The 15930-nt window shown below is 63.2% G+C and carries 14 protein-coding genes and 1 riboswitch; of the genes, 6 read left to right on the plus strand and 8 right to left on the minus strand.

Features of this window, described 5'->3' with window-relative positions; all coding sequences use genetic code 11:
- Nucleotides 1-282 precede the first annotated feature (282 nt).
- The 3 genes from cpdA to BM317_RS19745 form a co-directional block, all read right to left on the minus strand.
- Nucleotides 283-1098, minus strand: a complete 816-nt coding sequence (cpdA, locus tag BM317_RS19735) for a 3',5'-cyclic-AMP phosphodiesterase (RefSeq protein WP_092475922.1) — start codon at nucleotides 1096-1098, stop codon at nucleotides 283-285.
- A 99-nt stretch (nucleotides 1099-1197) separates the two neighbouring features.
- Entirely contained in the window at nucleotides 1198-1650 is a 453-nt protein-coding gene (locus BM317_RS19740; RefSeq protein WP_024618006.1) for a DUF1249 domain-containing protein, read from the minus strand.
- Complete coding sequence (locus BM317_RS19745) at nucleotides 1641-2258, minus strand: NUDIX domain-containing protein (protein ID WP_060739445.1); 618 nt, start codon at nucleotides 2256-2258, stop codon at nucleotides 1641-1643. The genes BM317_RS19740 and BM317_RS19745 overlap by 10 nt, the downstream gene beginning before the upstream one ends.
- Before the next feature lie 214 nt (nucleotides 2259-2472).
- Here BM317_RS19745 and BM317_RS19750 point away from each other — a divergent pair, with 214 nt between their 5' ends.
- Nucleotides 2473-3216 carry a DUF3298 domain-containing protein gene (locus BM317_RS19750; RefSeq protein WP_092176004.1) on the plus strand — a complete coding sequence of 248 codons (744 nt, stop codon included), beginning with the start codon at nucleotides 2473-2475 and terminating at the stop codon, nucleotides 3214-3216.
- Here BM317_RS19750 and cytX read toward each other — a convergent pair.
- Entirely contained in the window at nucleotides 3185-4465 is a 1281-nt protein-coding gene (gene cytX / locus BM317_RS19755; RefSeq protein ID WP_092475800.1) for a putative hydroxymethylpyrimidine transporter CytX, read from the minus strand. The two genes, BM317_RS19750 and cytX, sit on opposite strands and share 32 nt — an antisense overlap.
- A gap of 109 nt (nucleotides 4466-4574) precedes the next feature.
- Entirely contained in the window at nucleotides 4575-6464 is a 1890-nt protein-coding gene (gene thiC, locus BM317_RS19760) for a phosphomethylpyrimidine synthase ThiC (RefSeq protein ID WP_092443845.1), read from the minus strand.
- 161 nt (nucleotides 6465-6625) lie between these two features.
- Nucleotides 6626-6731: riboswitch (TPP riboswitch) on the minus strand.
- Between the two features lie 154 nt (nucleotides 6732-6885).
- Here thiC and BM317_RS19765 point away from each other — a divergent pair.
- Entirely contained in the window at nucleotides 6886-8325 is a 1440-nt protein-coding gene (locus tag BM317_RS19765; RefSeq protein ID WP_092475803.1) for a TolC family outer membrane protein, read from the plus strand.
- A gap of 128 nt (nucleotides 8326-8453) precedes the next feature.
- Here the strand turns inward: BM317_RS19765 and waaA are convergent, their stop codons facing one another.
- Together waaA and BM317_RS19775 are read right to left on the minus strand one after the other, a co-directional pair.
- Nucleotides 8454-9734 (minus strand): lipid IV(A) 3-deoxy-D-manno-octulosonic acid transferase, encoded by a 1281-nt coding sequence (waaA, locus tag BM317_RS19770; protein WP_092475805.1) that lies wholly within the window; start codon nucleotides 9732-9734, stop codon nucleotides 8454-8456.
- A 22-nt stretch (nucleotides 9735-9756) separates the two neighbouring features.
- Nucleotides 9757-10647: a LysR family transcriptional regulator gene (locus BM317_RS19775; protein WP_092175990.1), complete on the minus strand. Its 891-nt coding sequence runs from the start codon at nucleotides 10645-10647 to the stop codon at nucleotides 9757-9759.
- A gap of 103 nt (nucleotides 10648-10750) precedes the next feature.
- On the opposite strand from BM317_RS19775, the gene BM317_RS19780 reads away from it, so the two are divergent.
- The 4 genes from BM317_RS19780 (at nucleotide 10751) to BM317_RS19795 (ending at nucleotide 14307) form a co-directional block, all read left to right on the plus strand.
- Nucleotides 10751-11083 carry a DMT family transporter gene (locus BM317_RS19780; protein ID WP_092175987.1) on the plus strand — a complete coding sequence of 111 codons (333 nt, stop codon included), beginning with the start codon at nucleotides 10751-10753 and terminating at the stop codon, nucleotides 11081-11083.
- Nucleotides 11084-11322: 239 nt separating this feature from the next.
- Nucleotides 11323-12498, plus strand: coding sequence for an NAD(P)/FAD-dependent oxidoreductase (locus BM317_RS19785; RefSeq protein ID WP_092475807.1), 1176 nt, complete (start codon nucleotides 11323-11325; stop codon nucleotides 12496-12498).
- Nucleotides 12495-13307 (plus strand): aldo/keto reductase, encoded by an 813-nt coding sequence (locus tag BM317_RS19790; protein WP_092475810.1) that lies wholly within the window; start codon nucleotides 12495-12497, stop codon nucleotides 13305-13307. The genes BM317_RS19785 and BM317_RS19790 overlap by 4 nt, the downstream gene beginning before the upstream one ends.
- Before the next feature lie 34 nt (nucleotides 13308-13341).
- Nucleotides 13342-14307, plus strand: coding sequence for a hypothetical protein (locus tag BM317_RS19795; RefSeq protein ID WP_053117832.1), 966 nt, complete (start codon nucleotides 13342-13344; stop codon nucleotides 14305-14307).
- 147 nt (nucleotides 14308-14454) lie between these two features.
- Here the strand turns inward: BM317_RS19795 and hldE are convergent, their stop codons facing one another.
- Complete coding sequence (gene hldE, locus BM317_RS19800) at nucleotides 14455-15876, minus strand: bifunctional D-glycero-beta-D-manno-heptose-7-phosphate kinase/D-glycero-beta-D-manno-heptose 1-phosphate adenylyltransferase HldE (protein WP_092175976.1); 1422 nt, start codon at nucleotides 15874-15876, stop codon at nucleotides 14455-14457.
- Between the last annotated feature and the right edge of the window lie 54 nt (nucleotides 15877-15930).

Below are 15930 nucleotides of genomic sequence, written 5' to 3' on the forward strand. Positions count from 1 at the left end.
AGGTATTGCGCAGTGGGCACCTCGGCATGGATGCCGAGGTAGCCGCGCTGGGCCATGGATGGCCCTTCGCGGCGGCCCACGGAGTAATGCCGGAGTGAGGGCACACCGAGCCTAGGCGAGGTGCCGAGTGGTGGGGCAAAGACCTTTTGGTTACTTTTGGGGCGTTTGCCAAAAGTGACCCGCTGTAAGAGCGGAACCGTCAGCAGCCGTTACCGCAGAAATGGATATGTACTCAATCAGACCGCCATCGCGAGCAAGCTCGCTCCCACAGTTGGGCCGAACTCAGTACCCGTTGGACTCATAGTCCGGGGTAAACGCAAACCCAACCACCCGCTCAACCCCCGTCTCCAACCGCCCATCCGGCAAGAGCCGCAACCACCGATACCCCGGCGCCTGCGAGCCCACCGCAAAATCCTCACTGCCCGGCTCAAACTGAATACAGGTCGAAGGCGAAGCCAACAACCGAACCCCCTCACGGACCCGGTCAACCTCCTGGTGCACATGCCCCCACAACACCGCCCGCACCTGTGGAAACCGATCCAACACCGCAAACAAAGCCTCCGGATTACGCAACCCAATAGGCTCCATCCACGCACACCCAATCGAAACAGGATGATGATGCAGACACACCAGATGATGCCGCTCAGGCGCCTCGCTCAACGCATTGGCCAACAGAATCAGCTGCTCCTCGGCCAAAAACCCCGGCACCGAACCCGGCACGGCCGAGTCCAGCATCGTCACCCGCCAATTGCCGATGTCCACCACCGGATCGAGCAACGTGCTCTTGACCGCCGCCTCGAGCATCACCCGCGGCTCGTCATGGTTGCCGGGGATCCACCGCGCCGGCGCATCGATTCGGGCGGTCAACTGCCGAAACGCCGCGTAGGACTCCAGCGTGCCATCCTGGGACAGATCCCCCGTGGCGAGCATCAGGTCAATGCCCGGCTGCTGCTTGAGCACCAGATCGATGACCGCCCGCAAACTGTCACGGGTATTCATGCCCAGCAACGAGGCATCGGCCTCGGCGAACAAATGGCTATCGGACAGTTGGACCAACAACGCCGCATCGGCAGTGGTCAAGCTGGATACGCTCGGCAAATCGCTTTCTCCCAGGCGCAATCACGCCGTTGCATGAAGCCGCAATTATGCTGGGGGACGATCGAAAGGGGAAACCCGCGAACCGGAACCGGTTCACAACTACCGAACGACTTCGAACTCGTGGCCCAGCGCCAGGCAATGACTCAGCCACTCGCCCAGGAACAGGTTCAACTGGGCCTTTTCGTCCGGCTGGTGCATCGAGGCATTGGGGTAAGGATAGATGCCACGGAAGCGTCGTGCATGCTCGGCACTGACGACTTCGGCCATGCGCGCATCGTGATAGACCTGAACCTCCAGCTGCGGCACCGGCAACCAGGGCAGGCTGTGTTCCTGGCGCACCTGCAAGGTGGTGGTGTAGGGACAGGTCTGCAGCACTTCCAGGGCCAGTACGCCGAGCATCTGGTCGCCGTGGGTCACGGCGATGCGGCGCGGCAAGGGGTCGTTGCGCATGTCCGGCAACAAGCGCATCAGGCGGGCGTAGTTGGCCTCGCAGGCGGCCTGCAACCCCACCAGATCGACGCGATAGCGGTCGCGCAGCTTGTTCAGGACCATAGCCCCCTCACTTCATCGCGATTCAAGGCCAGCCATTGCAAGGCAATGATGCTGGCCGCGTTGCAGATACGCCCGTCGCGCACGGCTTGCAAGGCATCTTCGTAGGCCCAGACCTTCACCCGAATGTCTTCGGCTTCTTCCAGAAGGCCATGCAGGCCGCCTGCCCCCGTGCTGTCGCAACGCCCCAAGAACAAATGTACGAATTCGTTGCTGCCGCCTGGCGATGGAAAATACTGAGTCATCGGCCAAAGCGCAGCGAAGACAAGCCCAGCTTCCTCCTGCGCTTCGCGATGAGCAACTTCTTCCGGTTGCTCATCCTTGTCGATCAGGCCGGCCACCAGTTCCACCAGCCAGGGGTTGGTGGTCTTGCCAATGGCTCCCACGCGAAACTGCTCGATCAACACCACTTCATCGCGCTGCGGGTCGTAGGGCAGCACACACACCGCGTCATGACGCACGAACAATTCACGGCTGATCTCACGGCTCATGCCACCGGCAAACAACTCGTGGCGCAAGACGAGGCGGTCGAGCTTATAGAAACCCTTGAAGCAGGTTTCACGCTTGACGATGTCCACGGTGTTCGGTGCGGCGTTGGCGAAGTCGGTCATGACAATCCTCGTGTGCAATGGATCAATACGAGGTTCCAACCTCGGCTTCGCGCCATCCTAACGCGCCCGTACCCTTTGATGCAGCCCCTTTCCGGTGATCGGGATGGACGGCTGCGCTGAAAATCACTCTAATGAGCTTAGTGGCGAACTGATTGCCTTGCCGACAGTCGAAGCGGGTAACTTTTTGCCTTTCCGTGTTTCATGAAGGACGCCCATGTCGCTTTTCAAAACCGCCTCCGTGGCTGCCATTGCCCTGACCCTGGGCGCTTGCCAAAGCCTGTTCCAACCCAACTATCGCGCACCGCTGGAGACCACCCGCGACGCTTCGGAACAACTGCAACCCGGCTGTGCCAGCGCCGACTGCCCATTGGTGAACATCGATACCCTGCACTTTCCCACCGAGCCTGCCTTGGACGGCATCGTCGAAAAACGCCTGCTGCAAATGACCCGCACCCAGGACGCACCGGTGGCACCGACGCTGGCGGCCTATCGCGAACAGTTTTTGCGCAACGCCGCACCGCGCAACAGCAGCTATTTGCAGGCCAAGGTACGCGAGCAACATGACGGCCTGGTGATCATCGAATTGTCCAGCTACCTGGACACCGGCGGTGCCCACGGCACGCCAGGGCGCGGCTTCATCAACTATTCGCGCCAGCAGCACAAGGTACTGACCCTGTCGGACATGCTGCTGCCAGGCCAGGAAGAAGCCTTCTGGAAAGCTGCGCAAGTCGCCCACAACAGCTGGCTGATCAGCACCAAGCTGGATCAGGAGCCCGAGTTCCTGAAACAGTGGTCATTCCAGAAAACCCCGCACGTGGCGCTGACCTACGGCGGGGTGATCCTCAAGTACGAAGTGAGCACCATCGCGCCGTACGCCCTGGGTCACATCGAACTGAAGATCGCCTATCCTCGCCTCAATGGCATCCTCAAGCCCGAGCTGTTCCCCGGCCGTAGCTGAAAGCCCGACCCAACAGCAGTTGCAGCAACCCTGCCAGAACCAGCGACGGCAGGGTTGCACCGACATCCGGATAGAGGTTGGCCAGCACGTGATAAGTGCTCACCCCACCCAGCCACGCCAACAGGGCCGGCCAGCGCAACGCGGCTGACACCACTTGGCTGCTGCGTTTGCGCAGGATGAAGTGGTCCACCAGCACCACGCCGAACAGCGGCGCGAACACCGAGCCGATCAGCAACAGGAAGTTCTGGTATTGCGCCAACGGTGCGAAGCAGGCGATCAAGGTGCAGATGACGCCAATCGCCAAGGCCAGGTGCTCGACCTTCAACCCCGACAGCATGCCGCTGGACACTGCCGCCGAGTGGATGTCGGCGAAGGCATTTTCCGACTCATCCAGCAGAATCAGCAGCAACGGAATGCCCAGCCCGGCACCGGCCAGGGCCAGCAGCAACGCATTGACTTCACCGCTCGGCGCGAAGGCCAGGGTGTAGGCCACGCCCAGGCTCATCAGCCAGAAATTACCGATGAAGAAACCCACGGCAGTGCCGCCAAAGACATTTTTGGCGCGCTGGCCGAAACGTGAGTAGTCGGCGATCAGCGGCAACCACGACAGCGGCATGGCAATGGCGATGTCAAACCCTACCGCCAGCGGCATCGAACCATCGCCCGCCTGGGCCCACAGCGCCGCCAGGTCGGCCTTGGCAAACAGGTTCCAGGTCAACCAGATGCAGGCCGCCAGCAGCAGCCAGATGCCCCATTTGCGCAGGACCTTGCGCACGAAGGTCAACGGCCCACTCACGGCAAGCAGGGTCGCCAGGGCGCCGAAGAACAACGTCCACAGCAGCGGGTTGGAGCCCAGGCTGCCTTCGTTGAAGGCTCGCGCGCCGAGCAGGCTGGCGGCATCGCGCATGACGATGATTTCGAACGAGCCCCAGCCGATCAATTGCAGCAAGTTCAACACCGCCGGCACGCTCGCGCCCTTGCCGCCCAGGCTGAGCTTGAGGGCGGCCATGGCCGACAGGCCTGTGTCACTGCCGATCACCCCGACCGCCGCCAGCAACAGGACGCCCACCAGCGTGCCGAGGAAAATCGCCAGCAACGAATCGCTCAGGCCCAGGCCCGGTGCGAGCAAGGCGCCGACTTGCAGGACCATCAGGCCGATGCCGAGGGAGAACCACAGGGAAAACAGATCGCGGGCGCCGAAGACGCGTTTGTCGGTGGGGATCGCGATGTCGGGGGAATAGGTGTTCAAGAGAAGTATCTCGGTGAAAAGGGGTTGCAAGCTTCAAGCTGCAAGCATCAAGAAAAAGCGGATTGCGCTTTTGCTTCTAACTTGCAGCTTGCCGCTTGGAGCTTGCCGCTTAAACTTTCTTATAAAGCTGACTACCTTCCTTCTTGAACCGCTCCGCCTGCTCCGCCAAGCCTTGGGCAACGTCGACATCCACCGCTTCAATGCGCTGGTTGGCGGCGTACTCGCGCACTTCCTGGGTGATTTTCATCGAGCAGAATTTCGGCCCGCACATCGAACAGAAATGCGCCACCTTGGCCGAGTCCTTCGGCAGGGTTTCGTCGTGGTACGAACGGGCAGTGTCCGGGTCCAGGCCGAGGTTGAACTGGTCTTCCCAGCGGAACTCGAAACGCGCCTTGCTCAAGGCGTTGTCGCGGATCTGCGCACCCGGGTGGCCCTTGGCAAGGTCGGCCGCGTGGGCGGCGATCTTGTAGGTGATGATCCCGGTCTTCACGTCATCCTTGTTCGGCAAGCCGAGGTGTTCCTTCGGTGTGACGTAGCAGAGCATGGCGCAACCGAACCAGCCGATCATCGCCGCACCGATACCGGAGGTGATGTGGTCGTAACCCGGCGCGATGTCGGTGGTCAGTGGGCCGAGGGTGTAGAACGGCGCCTCGTCGCAGCACTCGAGCTGCTTGTCCATGTTCTCCTTGATCAACTGCATCGGCACGTGGCCGGGGCCTTCGATCATGCATTGCACATCGTGCTTCCAGGCGATCTTGGTCAGCTCGCCGAGGGTTTCCAGCTCGCCGAACTGCGCTTCGTCGTTGGCGTCGGCAATCGAGCCCGGACGCAGGCCATCGCCCAGCGAGAAGCTGACGTCGTAGGCCTTCATGATTTCGCAGATGTCTTCGAAGTGGGTGTAGAGGAAGTTTTCCTTATGGTGCGCCAGGCACCACTTGGCCATGATCGAACCGCCACGGCTGACGATCCCGGTGACGCGCTTGGCGGTCATCGGCACATAGCGCAGCAACACGCCGGCGTGGATGGTGAAGTAGTCGACGCCCTGCTCGGCCTGCTCGATCAACGTGTCGCGGAACAGCTCCCAGGTCAGGTCTTCGGCCACGCCGCCGACTTTTTCCAAGGCCTGGTAGATCGGCACGGTGCCGATCGGCACGGGCGAGTTGCGGATGATCCATTCGCGGGTTTCATGGATGTGCTTGCCGGTGGACAGGTCCATGACCGTGTCCGAACCCCAGCGTATGCCCCAGGTCAGCTTCGCCACTTCTTCTTCGATGGACGAACCCAGCGCGCTGTTGCCGATGTTGCCGTTGATCTTCACCAGGAAGTTACGGCCGATGATCATCGGTTCCAGTTCGGTGTGGTTGATGTTGGCCGGGATGATCGCGCGGCCACGGGCGATTTCATCGCGCACGAATTCCGGGGTGATGACTTTCGGCACGCTGGCGCCGAAGCTGTGGCCGGCGTGTTGTTGGTCCAGCAGGCCGGCGGCGCGGGCCACTTCCAGCTTCATGTTTTCGCGGATGGCGACGTATTCCATCTCGGCGGTGATGATGCCTTTGCGCGCGTAGTGCATCTGGCTGACGTTGGCACCGGGCTTGGCCCGACGTGGGTTGTTCACGTGGGCGAAGCGCAGCTTGGTCAGCTCGGGATCGGCCAGGCGCTCCTGGCCAAAGTTGGAACTCAGGCCCGCCAGGCGTTCGGTGTCGCCACGGGCTTCGATCCACGAAGAACGCACGTCGGCCAGGCCCTTGCGCACGTCAATGATCACGTTCGGGTCGGTGTACGGGCCCGACGTGTCGTACACCACAACCGGCGCGTTGATTTCGCCGCCGAAGTCGGTGGGGGTCACGTCGAGGCTGATTTCGCGCATGGGTACGCGGATATCCGGGCGGCTGCCCTGGACATAGATTTTTTGCGAGCGGGTAAAGGGCTGGACCGATTGCTCATCGACCTTGGCCGAATCGCTGAGGTTGGTCGCGTTTTTTGCTTTTGTCGTCATCACGGGCTCTCCAGACACACATCCAGGCAGTGGATTTTTGTCGGAGCGAACCTGTAGCGAATGGACACGTCCCTGCACGAAAGTGCGGACGCTGTGCTTGCTGCTCGAGTGCGTTCAATGGTCGAACGACATCCCGGACGAAGCACAAGAGGACTCGCCGGGTGACGAGAAATCTTGTTCCCTACGCAGGCGTTAACCTGATCAGGTTCAACGGGATCCGAAATTATTCGATCTCAGCCTCATAGCAAGGCACCCCGACAAGAACCCGGCCAGTCTAGACACAACCACCACAGAACGCCATCACCCGGGTAAAAGCCGTGATGAATGGCGCATATACAGGATTGTTGCCGTGCCTGTGCGCAACTACACTCGCTACGCCGCGCCTCTTGTGCGCAAACATTCGAGAAGTAGGGATCGCCTCATGCTGCGCAAACTTTCACTGGCCCTCGCCGTGTCTTGTGCGTCCAACGGAATGGCCTGGGCTGCCGAAGCGCCCCTGACCACCAAAACCGATCTGGTGAGCGTCTATCAGGAAGCGGTGGACAATAACGCCGACCTGGCGGCCGCCCGCGCCCAGTATGGTGCCCAGAAGGAAGTGGTGCCCCAGGCCCGTGCCGGGTTGCTGCCGAACCTGTCCGGCGGTGCGGAAGTCGCCAATGTGCGCACCGATATCGACCAGCCTGCCGCGGTCGCCAACCGCAGCGCCCGCTCCTACCAGGCCACGCTGTCCCAACCCTTGTTCCGTGCCGATCGCTGGTTCCAGTTCCAGGCCGCCAAGTCGGTGAATGAACAGGCCGCACTGCAACTGTCGGCCACCGAGCAGAACATGATCCTGCAAAGCGCCGAGAGCTACTTCAACGTGCTGCGCAGCCAGGACAACCTGGCTTCGACCAAGGCCGAGGAAGCCGCGTTCAAGCGCCAGCTCGACCAGTCCAACGAACGCTTCGACGTCGGCCTGTCGGACAAGACCGACGTGCTGCAATCCCAGGCCAGCTACGACACCGCACGCGCCAACCGGATCCTCGCCCAGCGCCAGGTCGAGGACGCGTTCGAAGCGCTGATCACCCTGACCAACCGCCAGTACAACTCGCTTCAGGGCATCGTCCACACCCTGCCGATCCTGCCGCCGACGCCGAACGACGCCAAGGCCTGGGTCGATACCGCGGCCAAGCAGAACCTCAACCTGCTGGCCAGCAACTACGCGGTCGATGCCGCCGAAGACACTTTGCGCCAACGCAAGGCCGGGCATGCGCCGACCCTGGACGCCGTGGCGAGATATGAAAAAGGTGACAACGACGCCCTGGGCTTCAGCAACCCGAACGCATTCGGTCGCGCCTACAGCGGCGACGTAGAGCAACGCACGCTGGCCCTGCAATTGAACATACCGATTTTCAGCGGCGGGCTGACCAGCTCCCAGGTGCGCGAGTCCTACTCGCAGCTCACCCAGACCGAACAGCAGCGCGAAGGCCTGCGCCGGCAGGTGGTGGAGAACACCCGGAACCTGCACCGTGCGGTCAACACGGACGTGGAGCAGGTCCAGGCCCGGCGCCAGTCGATCATCTCCAACCAGAGCGCGGTGGAAGCCACGGAAATCGGCTATCAGGTGGGTACCCGCAACATCGTCGATGTGCTCGATGCCCAGCGCCAGCTGTACACCTCGGTGCGCAACTACAACAACGCCCGCTACGACTACATCCTCGACAACCTGCGTCTGAAGCAAGCGGCCGGGACGTTGAGCCCGGCGGACCTGCAGGACCTGTCGCGCTACCTCAAGCCCGACTACAACCCCGACCGCGACTTCCTGCCGCCGGACCTGGCCCAGGCAGCGTCGCAGCAGTTGCGCTCGCGGCCGGCGCAATAACGACGATAGCCTTGATGCTGATCGTTCCCACGCTCTGCGTGGGAATGCCTCCACGGACGCTCCGCGTTCGGCTCTGAAAGGGACGCAGAGCGTCCCGGGCTGCATTCCCACGCAGAGCGTGGGAACGATCACCGTCCAGCGAGCAACCGCCCCAACCCCTCCAGCAACCGCTGCAACGCGCCCTGGTTGCTGCGCATCACCTTCAACCCCGCCTCGGCCATGCGCTGGGCATCCCGGGGCAGTTCGAACAGACGCTGCACCGCCAGGGCCAGGCTTTCGGCATCTTCCACTTCCGCCAGCGCTCCGGCAGCGCGTAGTTGCGCGGCGATTTCGAGGAAGTTGAACAGGTGCGGCCCGCTGAGCACCGGTTTCGCCAGGGCCGCCGGTTCGAGCAGGTTGTGCCCACCGTTGGGCACCAGGCTGCCCCCGACGAACGCGCTGTCGGCCAACGCATAGAGAAACAGCAGTTCGCCCATGGTGTCGCCGAGCAGCACCGAAGCCTGGGCGGTAACCGGTTGGCCGCTGGAGCGCCGCACCGTGACCAGGCCTTCGTTTTCACACAACTGGTGCACCGAGTCGAAACGCTCGGGATGACGCGGCACCAGGATAAGCAGCGCATCGGGATAACTGTCGAGCAACCGGCGGTGAGCCGCCAGTACCACTTCGTCTTCACCCTCATGGGTGCTGGCGGCGATCCACACCGGGCGTTCGGTTGCTTGCCACTGGCGGCGCAAGGCGCTGGCGTCTTCGAGCAACTGCGGGTCGATGGTCAGGTCGAATTTGATGGAGCCGGTGACCTCGACGGTTTCCACCCGGGCGCCCAACTGGCGAAAACGCTCGGCTTCGGCTTCGGTCTGCACGGCGAACAGGCTCATCTCGGCGAGCATGGGCCGGGTGAGCTTGGGAAAGCGTGCATAACCCCGGGCCGAGCGCTCCGACAACCGCGCGTTGGCCAGGGCCACCGGAATGCCGCGCCTGGCGCATTGGTGAATATGATTGGGCCACAGCTCGGTTTCCATGATCACCGCCAGGACCGGGCGGGCCCGGTCGAGAAAACGCTTGGCGGCACAGGGCAAGTCGTATGGCAGATAACAGTGCTGGATGCGCGGCTCGCTGGCGAACATCGCCTGGATCCTTTCCGAGCCGGTGGGCGTCATGCAGGTGACGGTGATGGGCAACTGTGGATAACGTTGCAGCAAGGCGCGGATCATCGGCGCGGCGGCAATGCTCTCGCCCACCGACACCGAATGCACCCAGATACCCCCCGGCACCAGGGTCGGCAGGCCCCAGGAAAAACGCTCGCCGATGCGCCGGGCATACGCTGGCGCCTTGCGGGCCCGCAACCACAGCCGAATCGCTACCAGTGGCAGCCCCAGATAAAACAACGCGCTATAGAGAGTTCTGTTCATGGCGGCGGAGTTTATCGGTTTTTCAGCCGATCGCCTGCAACTGCACGGCAAAACGTTCCGCCAGCCAACGGGCCGCCGGCCCCAGGGGTTCGTCGCGGCGCCAGACCAGTTCCACCACCAGGGCCGGCGGGGTCCATTCGCTGCTGAGTTCGACCATGTCCCCCAGGTACGCCGGGTACTGCACCACGTGCCGTGGCAGCCAGGCCCAGCCCAGGCCACTCCTCAACCACTCGGCCAACACATAGAAACTGTCGGCCCGCCAGACCTGCGGGCTGGCCTGCTCGCTGCCGGGATAGACGCTGGACTGGGTCGCCATCAACAACTGGCGGTGCCGGGCCATTTCCCGGCAGGTCACATAGCCATGGTTCGCCAAGGGATGGTCCCGGCCGCACACCGTGACCATTTCGACGCTGCCCAGTACCCGGCGCTCCAGCGCCTCAGGGATCTGGTCGTGATAGAACAGCAAGCCGAGGTCGGCGCGCCGCTCCACCAGTTTGCGCGCCACGTCGCCCTGGGCGGCGCTGGCCAGTTGCACTTCGAGGGTAGGAAATTGCTCGGCCAGGGCCGCCAGACTGTCGATGACCGGTTGATAGGGCATGGCTTCATCCTGGGCCAGGCGCAGCGACGGCTCCTGCCCGCGCATCAAGGCCAGGGCCCGACCGTTGAGGCGCTCGCACTGGCGCAGCACTTCCCTGGCTTCTTCGAGCAGGGCTTCACCCGCGTCGGTGAGCCTGGGCTGGCGGCCGCTGCTGCGCTCGAACAGGCTCACCCCCAAGTCGTCTTCCAGCATGGCGATCGCGCTGCTGATGGCCGATTGCGCCTTGCGCTGGTCCCGGGCCACGGCGGAAAACGAACGTTTCTCGGCGACCCCGACAAACAGCCGCAATTGCTCCAGGTTCCACTGTACGTTCATGGCTCAACCTATCTCCATTACAGATAGGTAATGACTTTACCGCATCTGGGCGATCTCTAGAATGACCCCATCGAAAGACGCCACCGTCAAAGAGGAACCGCCCATGAACGCCTACTACTACCTGGCCATCGCCATCTGCGCCGAAGTGATCGCCACCGTTTCGATGAAAGCGATCAAGGGCCTGACCACACCCCTGCCCTTGCTGCTGGTCGTTGTAGGCTACGGCACCGCGTTCTGGATGCTGACGCTGGTGGTGCGCACCGTACCGGTGGGCGTGGCCTATGCGGTCTGGGCCGGGCTGGGGATCGTCATGGTCAGCGTGGCGGCGCTGTTCATCTACGGGCAGAAACTGGACGTACCAGCGATGCTGGGGATGGCGCTGATTGTGTTGGGGGTGGTGGTGATCCAGCTGTTTTCCAAGACGGCCGGGCACTGAAAACACACCGGTCATTAAACTGGAATACTTTGTGGAGAGGGGATTTATCCCCGCTGGGGTGCGAAGCGCCCCCTTTTTCAAGGCAACTGGCATATCGTGCTGTCAGGTTCTGGGGCTGCTGCGCAGCCCAGCGGGGATAAATCCCCTCGCCACAGTTGGACTGACCTTGAACAGGGGGATCAGACGCATCTCATCGAGTCTGTATACTGCGCCCTCGTCTTGAACACTGAGGTCGCTGCATGCCATCCGTTATTTCCACCGACATCCTGATTGTCGGCGCCGGAGTCGCCGGCCTCTGGCTGAACGCGCGCTTGCGCCGCCTGGGGTTTTCAACCGTGCTGGTGGAAAGCGCCAGCCTCGGTGGCGGGCAGAGTGTCAAATCCCAGGGCATCATCCATGGCGGCGCCAAATATGCCTTGCATGGCGCCCTGACCGGGGCCTCGGAAGCCATCGCCGACATGCCGCGCCGCTGGCGCGAAGCCCTGAACGGTGATGGTGAACTGGACCTGTCCGGCGTGCGCATGCTGTCCGATGCCCATTACCTCTGGTCCCCCGGCACCCTGGCCGGCAACCTCACCAGTTTCTTTGCCAGCAAGGCCGTGCGCGGACGGGTCGACCAGGTCAAGGGCGACCAATTGCCGCCGGCCCTGCAAGACAAGCGCTTCAAAGGCAAGGTCTATCGCCTGGCCGAGTTGGTGGTGGATGTTCCCAGCCTGATCGAGCGCCTGGCGGAACTGGCCGGCGACAGCCTGCTGGCCGGGCAGCGCATCGAGCCACTGCGCGAAGCAGGTGAATGGGTCGGACTGAAGGTCGACGACCGTGAGATTCGGGCCCAGCGCATTGTCTTCAGCGCGGGCGCGGGCACCGCTGACCTGCTCAAAGCCCTGGGCCTGGACAAACCGGCCATGCAGACCCGGCCGTTGCACATGGTCCTGGCCAAGGGGCCGAGCCTCAAGCCGCTTTACGCCCATTGCCTGGGCGGCGGACCGAAGCCACGCGTCACCGTCACCACCCACCCGGCCGCCAATGGCCAATGGGTCTGGTACCTGGGGGGCGACCTCGCCGAAGGCGATGCCATCGCCCGCGAGCCTGCCGAGCAGATCGCCGTCGCGCAGAAAGAACTGGGCCAATTGCTGCCGTGGATCGACCTCAGCACCGCGCAATGGGCCACGTTGCGGGTTGACCGCGCCGAACCGTTGCAGTCGGGCCTGACCCGCCCGGATAACGCCTTCCTCGCCGAGCAGGATCGCCTGCTGGTGGGCTGGCCGACCAAACTGGCCCTGGCCCCGGACTTCGCCGATCGGGTGATCAACGCGCTGCAACGCGATGGCATCCAGCCCAGTCACCCGGCTCCGCTGCCGGACCTGCCGAAGCCGCCCATGGGCGTGCCTGCCTGGGAGCAACTGCTGCCATGAGCCAAGCGACCCTGCATGACCTCTATCGCCCTCTGGGCCATGACGGCCCGCGGGTTTCGCCCTTGGGCCTGGGCACCGTCAAGCTGGGCCGCGACCAGGGCGTCAAATACCCCAACGGTTTTCAGATCCCCGATGACGACGAAGCGCGCATGTTGCTCAAGCTCGCGCGCGACCTGGGGATCAATCTGATCGACACCGCACCGGCCTATGGTCGCAGCGAAGAACGCCTCGGCCCGCTGCTGCGCGGCCAACGTCACGACTGGGTGATTGTCAGCAAGGTCGGCGAAGAATTCAGTGACGGCCAGTCACGCCACGACTTCAGTGCAGCCCATACCCGATTCTCGGTGGAGCGCAGCCTCAAGCGCCTGGAAACCGACTACATCGACCTGGTCCTGGTGCATTCCGACGGCAACGACCTGGCGATCCTCAACGACAGCGAGGTCTACCCGACCCTGGCGGCGCTCAAGCGCGAAGGCAAGATCGGCGGCTTCGGCTTTTCCGGCAAGACCGTCGACGGCGGCTTGAAGGCCCTGGAGCAAGGCGATTGCGCAATGGTCACCTACAATCTGAACGAACGAGGCGAAAAGGCGGTCATTGACTACGCCAACGAGCACGGCAAAGCGATCCTGGTGAAAAAAGCCCTGGCCAGCGGCCACGCCTGCCTGAGCCCTGGGGTAGACCCGGTTCGTGCCAGTTTCGAACTGTTGTTTGAGCATCCTGGGGTCGCCAGTGCTATTGTCGGCACCATCAATCCGCTGCACCTCGCCCATAACGTCGCGACCGTAGCCACGGTCCTGCGTAAACACTGACGCCGCCCTACGCGGCCTGAAGGAAGGAGCCGACATGCCGCGTACGCTCATCAGAAAGAATCCGAGTAACTTCAAGACCCTGCCCCTGTTCGTCGAAGCGACCCCCGAAGGCCTGACTTACCAGAGCGTCGGGATGCCGCTGAATTTTGCCCAGACCTTGCAGCGCCGCCGTCCTGTCGCGGTGGCCGATGCCGAGCGTTTTTCCCTGGAGCTGGCGAATCTGGGCGTCTCGGTGCGCCTGACCCTGCATTGGCAGAACCGCGACTATTGGGTGCTGGTACGCCAGCGTCGGCAGGATCGCGGCGACGTGGTGCTCAAGCTGATTTCCGGCTACGTCCCGGCCCACGAACTGAACCTGCCGCTGCTCACCGCCATCAGCGAGATCGCCGAAGAATGCCTGCTGGAAACCCCTGAAGGCTGGCTGGGCGGGCGCTTCAACGACACCTGGCTGCCAGCCCCCTACGCCACGGCCTTGCACTACCGCGAGGCCTTGCCGTTTCGCCTGACGCCCCTGTCGGGCTCGGCCCGCCCGGTGCGCAGCGCCAATCTGCAACTGATCGAACGGCCACGGGCCTACGTGCACCTGCCGACGGCATCGCTGCAATTGATCTATGACTTGCGCCTGGACGTGCCCAAGGAAGCCAAGTCCCTGAGCCTGTTTCACGTCGATGAGCGCCTGGAGGGCGACCAGTTGGTGGCACGCCTGGACCGCAAGCGACCGGACCTGTACCTGATGCCGCTGCAGGATGGGCAACCCTTGCCCGAGCTGTATACCTTGAAAAAGGATCAGCTACACCCGGCCAGCACCCGTGGGCTGTACCTGGCGGAAAGTTTCGCCCGGCAGGACGGCTGGCTGGTGCGTGACGAGCGGATTCGCTGGAAGGACTGGCTGCGCCAGCAAGGGCTGACGCCACCGGGCAAGGAGTCGGGCCTGACCCGACTCAAGGGCAAGGCCCGGCAGTTGCTCAAGAAGATCGTGCCGCGCAAGGTGGCTCGTTAGGCCTGCTGCCCATTTCCTGGCTGGACAGTGGGCCCTGTGGGAGCGAGCTTGCTCGCGATGGCGTTGGATCACTCAGCCTCGATTTGGCTGACACACCGCTATCGCGAGCAAGCTCGCTCCCACAGGTTCTGCGCTTTGCCTGACACATCAGTTATTGCGGATCTTCTCCACAATCGCCGTCGTCGAGCTGTTTTCCACCAGCCCCAACACCTTCACGGTGCCGCCGTAGGCCGTGACGATGTCCGCGCCGACGACCTGGTCGATCCCATAGTCACCGCCCTTGACCAGCACATCCGGCTTGACCTGGCGCAACAGGTTTTCCGGCGTGCCCTCGCTGAAGCTGATCACCCAGTCCACCGCGCCCAGGCCGGCCAGGACCGCCATGCGCCGGTCGACGCTGTTGATCGGACGGCCCGGCCCTTTGAGACGGCTCACGGAGGCATCGTCATTGACCGCGACGATCAAGCGATCACCCTGGGCCCTGGCCTGCTCGAGGTAGGTCACATGGCCGGCGTGCAGGATGTCGAAGCAACCGTTGGTGAAGACGATGCTTTCGTTGTGGGCACGGGCATCGTCAACGGCCAGCAGCAGTTGCTCCAGGCCCAGCACGCCCCGCTCGGAGCCTTCCTCGCGCTGGATGGCGCGGCGCAGCTCGGGGGCGCTGATGGCTGCCGTGCCGAGCTTGCCGACGACAATGCCCGCCGCCAGGTTAGCCAGGGCGACCGCATGGGGCAGTTCCTCGCCGGCAGCGATCGCCGCGGCCAGCGTGGAAATCACGGTGTCGCCGGCACCCGTCACGTCGAATACTTCACGGGCACGGGCCGGCAGGTGCAACGCAGGGTGACCGGGGCGCAGCAAGGTCATGCCATGCTCGCCACGGGTCACCAGCAAGGCGCCAAGGTCGAGGTCTTGCATCAGCTGCGCGCCTTTGCTCACCAATTCGTGCTCATCGACGCAGCCGCCGACGATGGTTTCGAATTCGCTGAGGTTCGGCGTGATCAGGCTGGCGCCACGGTAGATGGAAAAATCCTTGCCCTTGGGATCGGCCAGGACTGGAATGCCACGGGCACGGGCGGCCTGGATCAGCGCCTGGTGATTCTTCAACGCGCCTTTGCCGTAGTCCGACAACACCAGGACCTTGACGCCTTCGAGCAAGTTGTCGACCTCGGCACCGAGGGCCAGGGGGTCGGTGGCGAAAGGTTCTTCGAAGTCGATGCGCAGCAGTTGCTGGTGACGGCTCATGACCCGCAGCTTGACGATGGTCGGCTGGTGCGCAACGCGCTGGAATATCGCACGGACGCCTGCGCCCTTGAGACTGTTGGTCAGGCTGTCGGCGGCCTCGTCGTCACCGGTCACGCCCACCAAGGAGGCCGGTGCGCCGAGGGCAGCGATGTTCAAGGCAACGTTGGCGGCACCGCCGGGGCGATCCTCGATGTGCTCGACCTTGACCACCGGTACCGGCGCCTCAGGGGAAATCCGTGAGGTTCCGCCATGCCAGTAGCGGTCGAGCATGACATCGCCGACCACCAATACAGGGGCTTGATCGAATCGCGGCATGGACAACTTCATGGAGCATCCCACATACAAAATGAACAGGGCCGCGATATTAGCACAGGGTTGGCG

This window comes from Pseudomonas sp. NFACC24-1 (assembly GCF_900115235.1).
Taxonomy (GTDB): domain Bacteria; phylum Pseudomonadota; class Gammaproteobacteria; order Pseudomonadales; family Pseudomonadaceae; genus Aquipseudomonas; species Aquipseudomonas fluorescens_AA.

Bases quoted from the DNA above. Each gene is read 5' to 3' on its own strand.
- BM317_RS19765 (WP_092475803.1), top strand. From the start codon at position 6,886: ATGCTGCGCAAACTTTCACTGGCCCTCGCCGTGTCTTGTGCGTCCAAC.
- BM317_RS19795 (WP_053117832.1), top strand. From the start codon at position 13,342: ATGCCGCGTACGCTCATCAGAAAGAATCCGAGTAACTTCAAGACCCTG.
- BM317_RS19740 (WP_024618006.1), bottom strand. From the start codon at position 1,650: ATGGTCCTGAACAAGCTGCGCGACCGCTATCGCGTCGATCTGGTGGGG.
- BM317_RS19745 (WP_060739445.1), bottom strand. From the start codon at position 2,258: ATGACCGACTTCGCCAACGCCGCACCGAACACCGTGGACATCGTCAAG.
- thiC (WP_092443845.1), bottom strand. From the start codon at position 6,464: ATGACGACAAAAGCAAAAAACGCGACCAACCTCAGCGATTCGGCCAAG.
- hldE (WP_092175976.1), bottom strand. From the start codon at position 15,876: ATGAAGTTGTCCATGCCGCGATTCGATCAAGCCCCTGTATTGGTGGTC.
- BM317_RS19780 (WP_092175987.1), top strand. From the start codon at position 10,751: ATGAACGCCTACTACTACCTGGCCATCGCCATCTGCGCCGAAGTGATC.
- waaA (WP_092475805.1), bottom strand. From the start codon at position 9,734: ATGAACAGAACTCTCTATAGCGCGTTGTTTTATCTGGGGCTGCCACTG.
- BM317_RS19750 (WP_092176004.1), top strand. From the start codon at position 2,473: ATGTCGCTTTTCAAAACCGCCTCCGTGGCTGCCATTGCCCTGACCCTG.
- BM317_RS19775 (WP_092175990.1), bottom strand. From the start codon at position 10,647: ATGAACGTACAGTGGAACCTGGAGCAATTGCGGCTGTTTGTCGGGGTC.
- BM317_RS19785 (WP_092475807.1), top strand. From the start codon at position 11,323: ATGCCATCCGTTATTTCCACCGACATCCTGATTGTCGGCGCCGGAGTC.
- BM317_RS19790 (WP_092475810.1), top strand. From the start codon at position 12,495: ATGAGCCAAGCGACCCTGCATGACCTCTATCGCCCTCTGGGCCATGAC.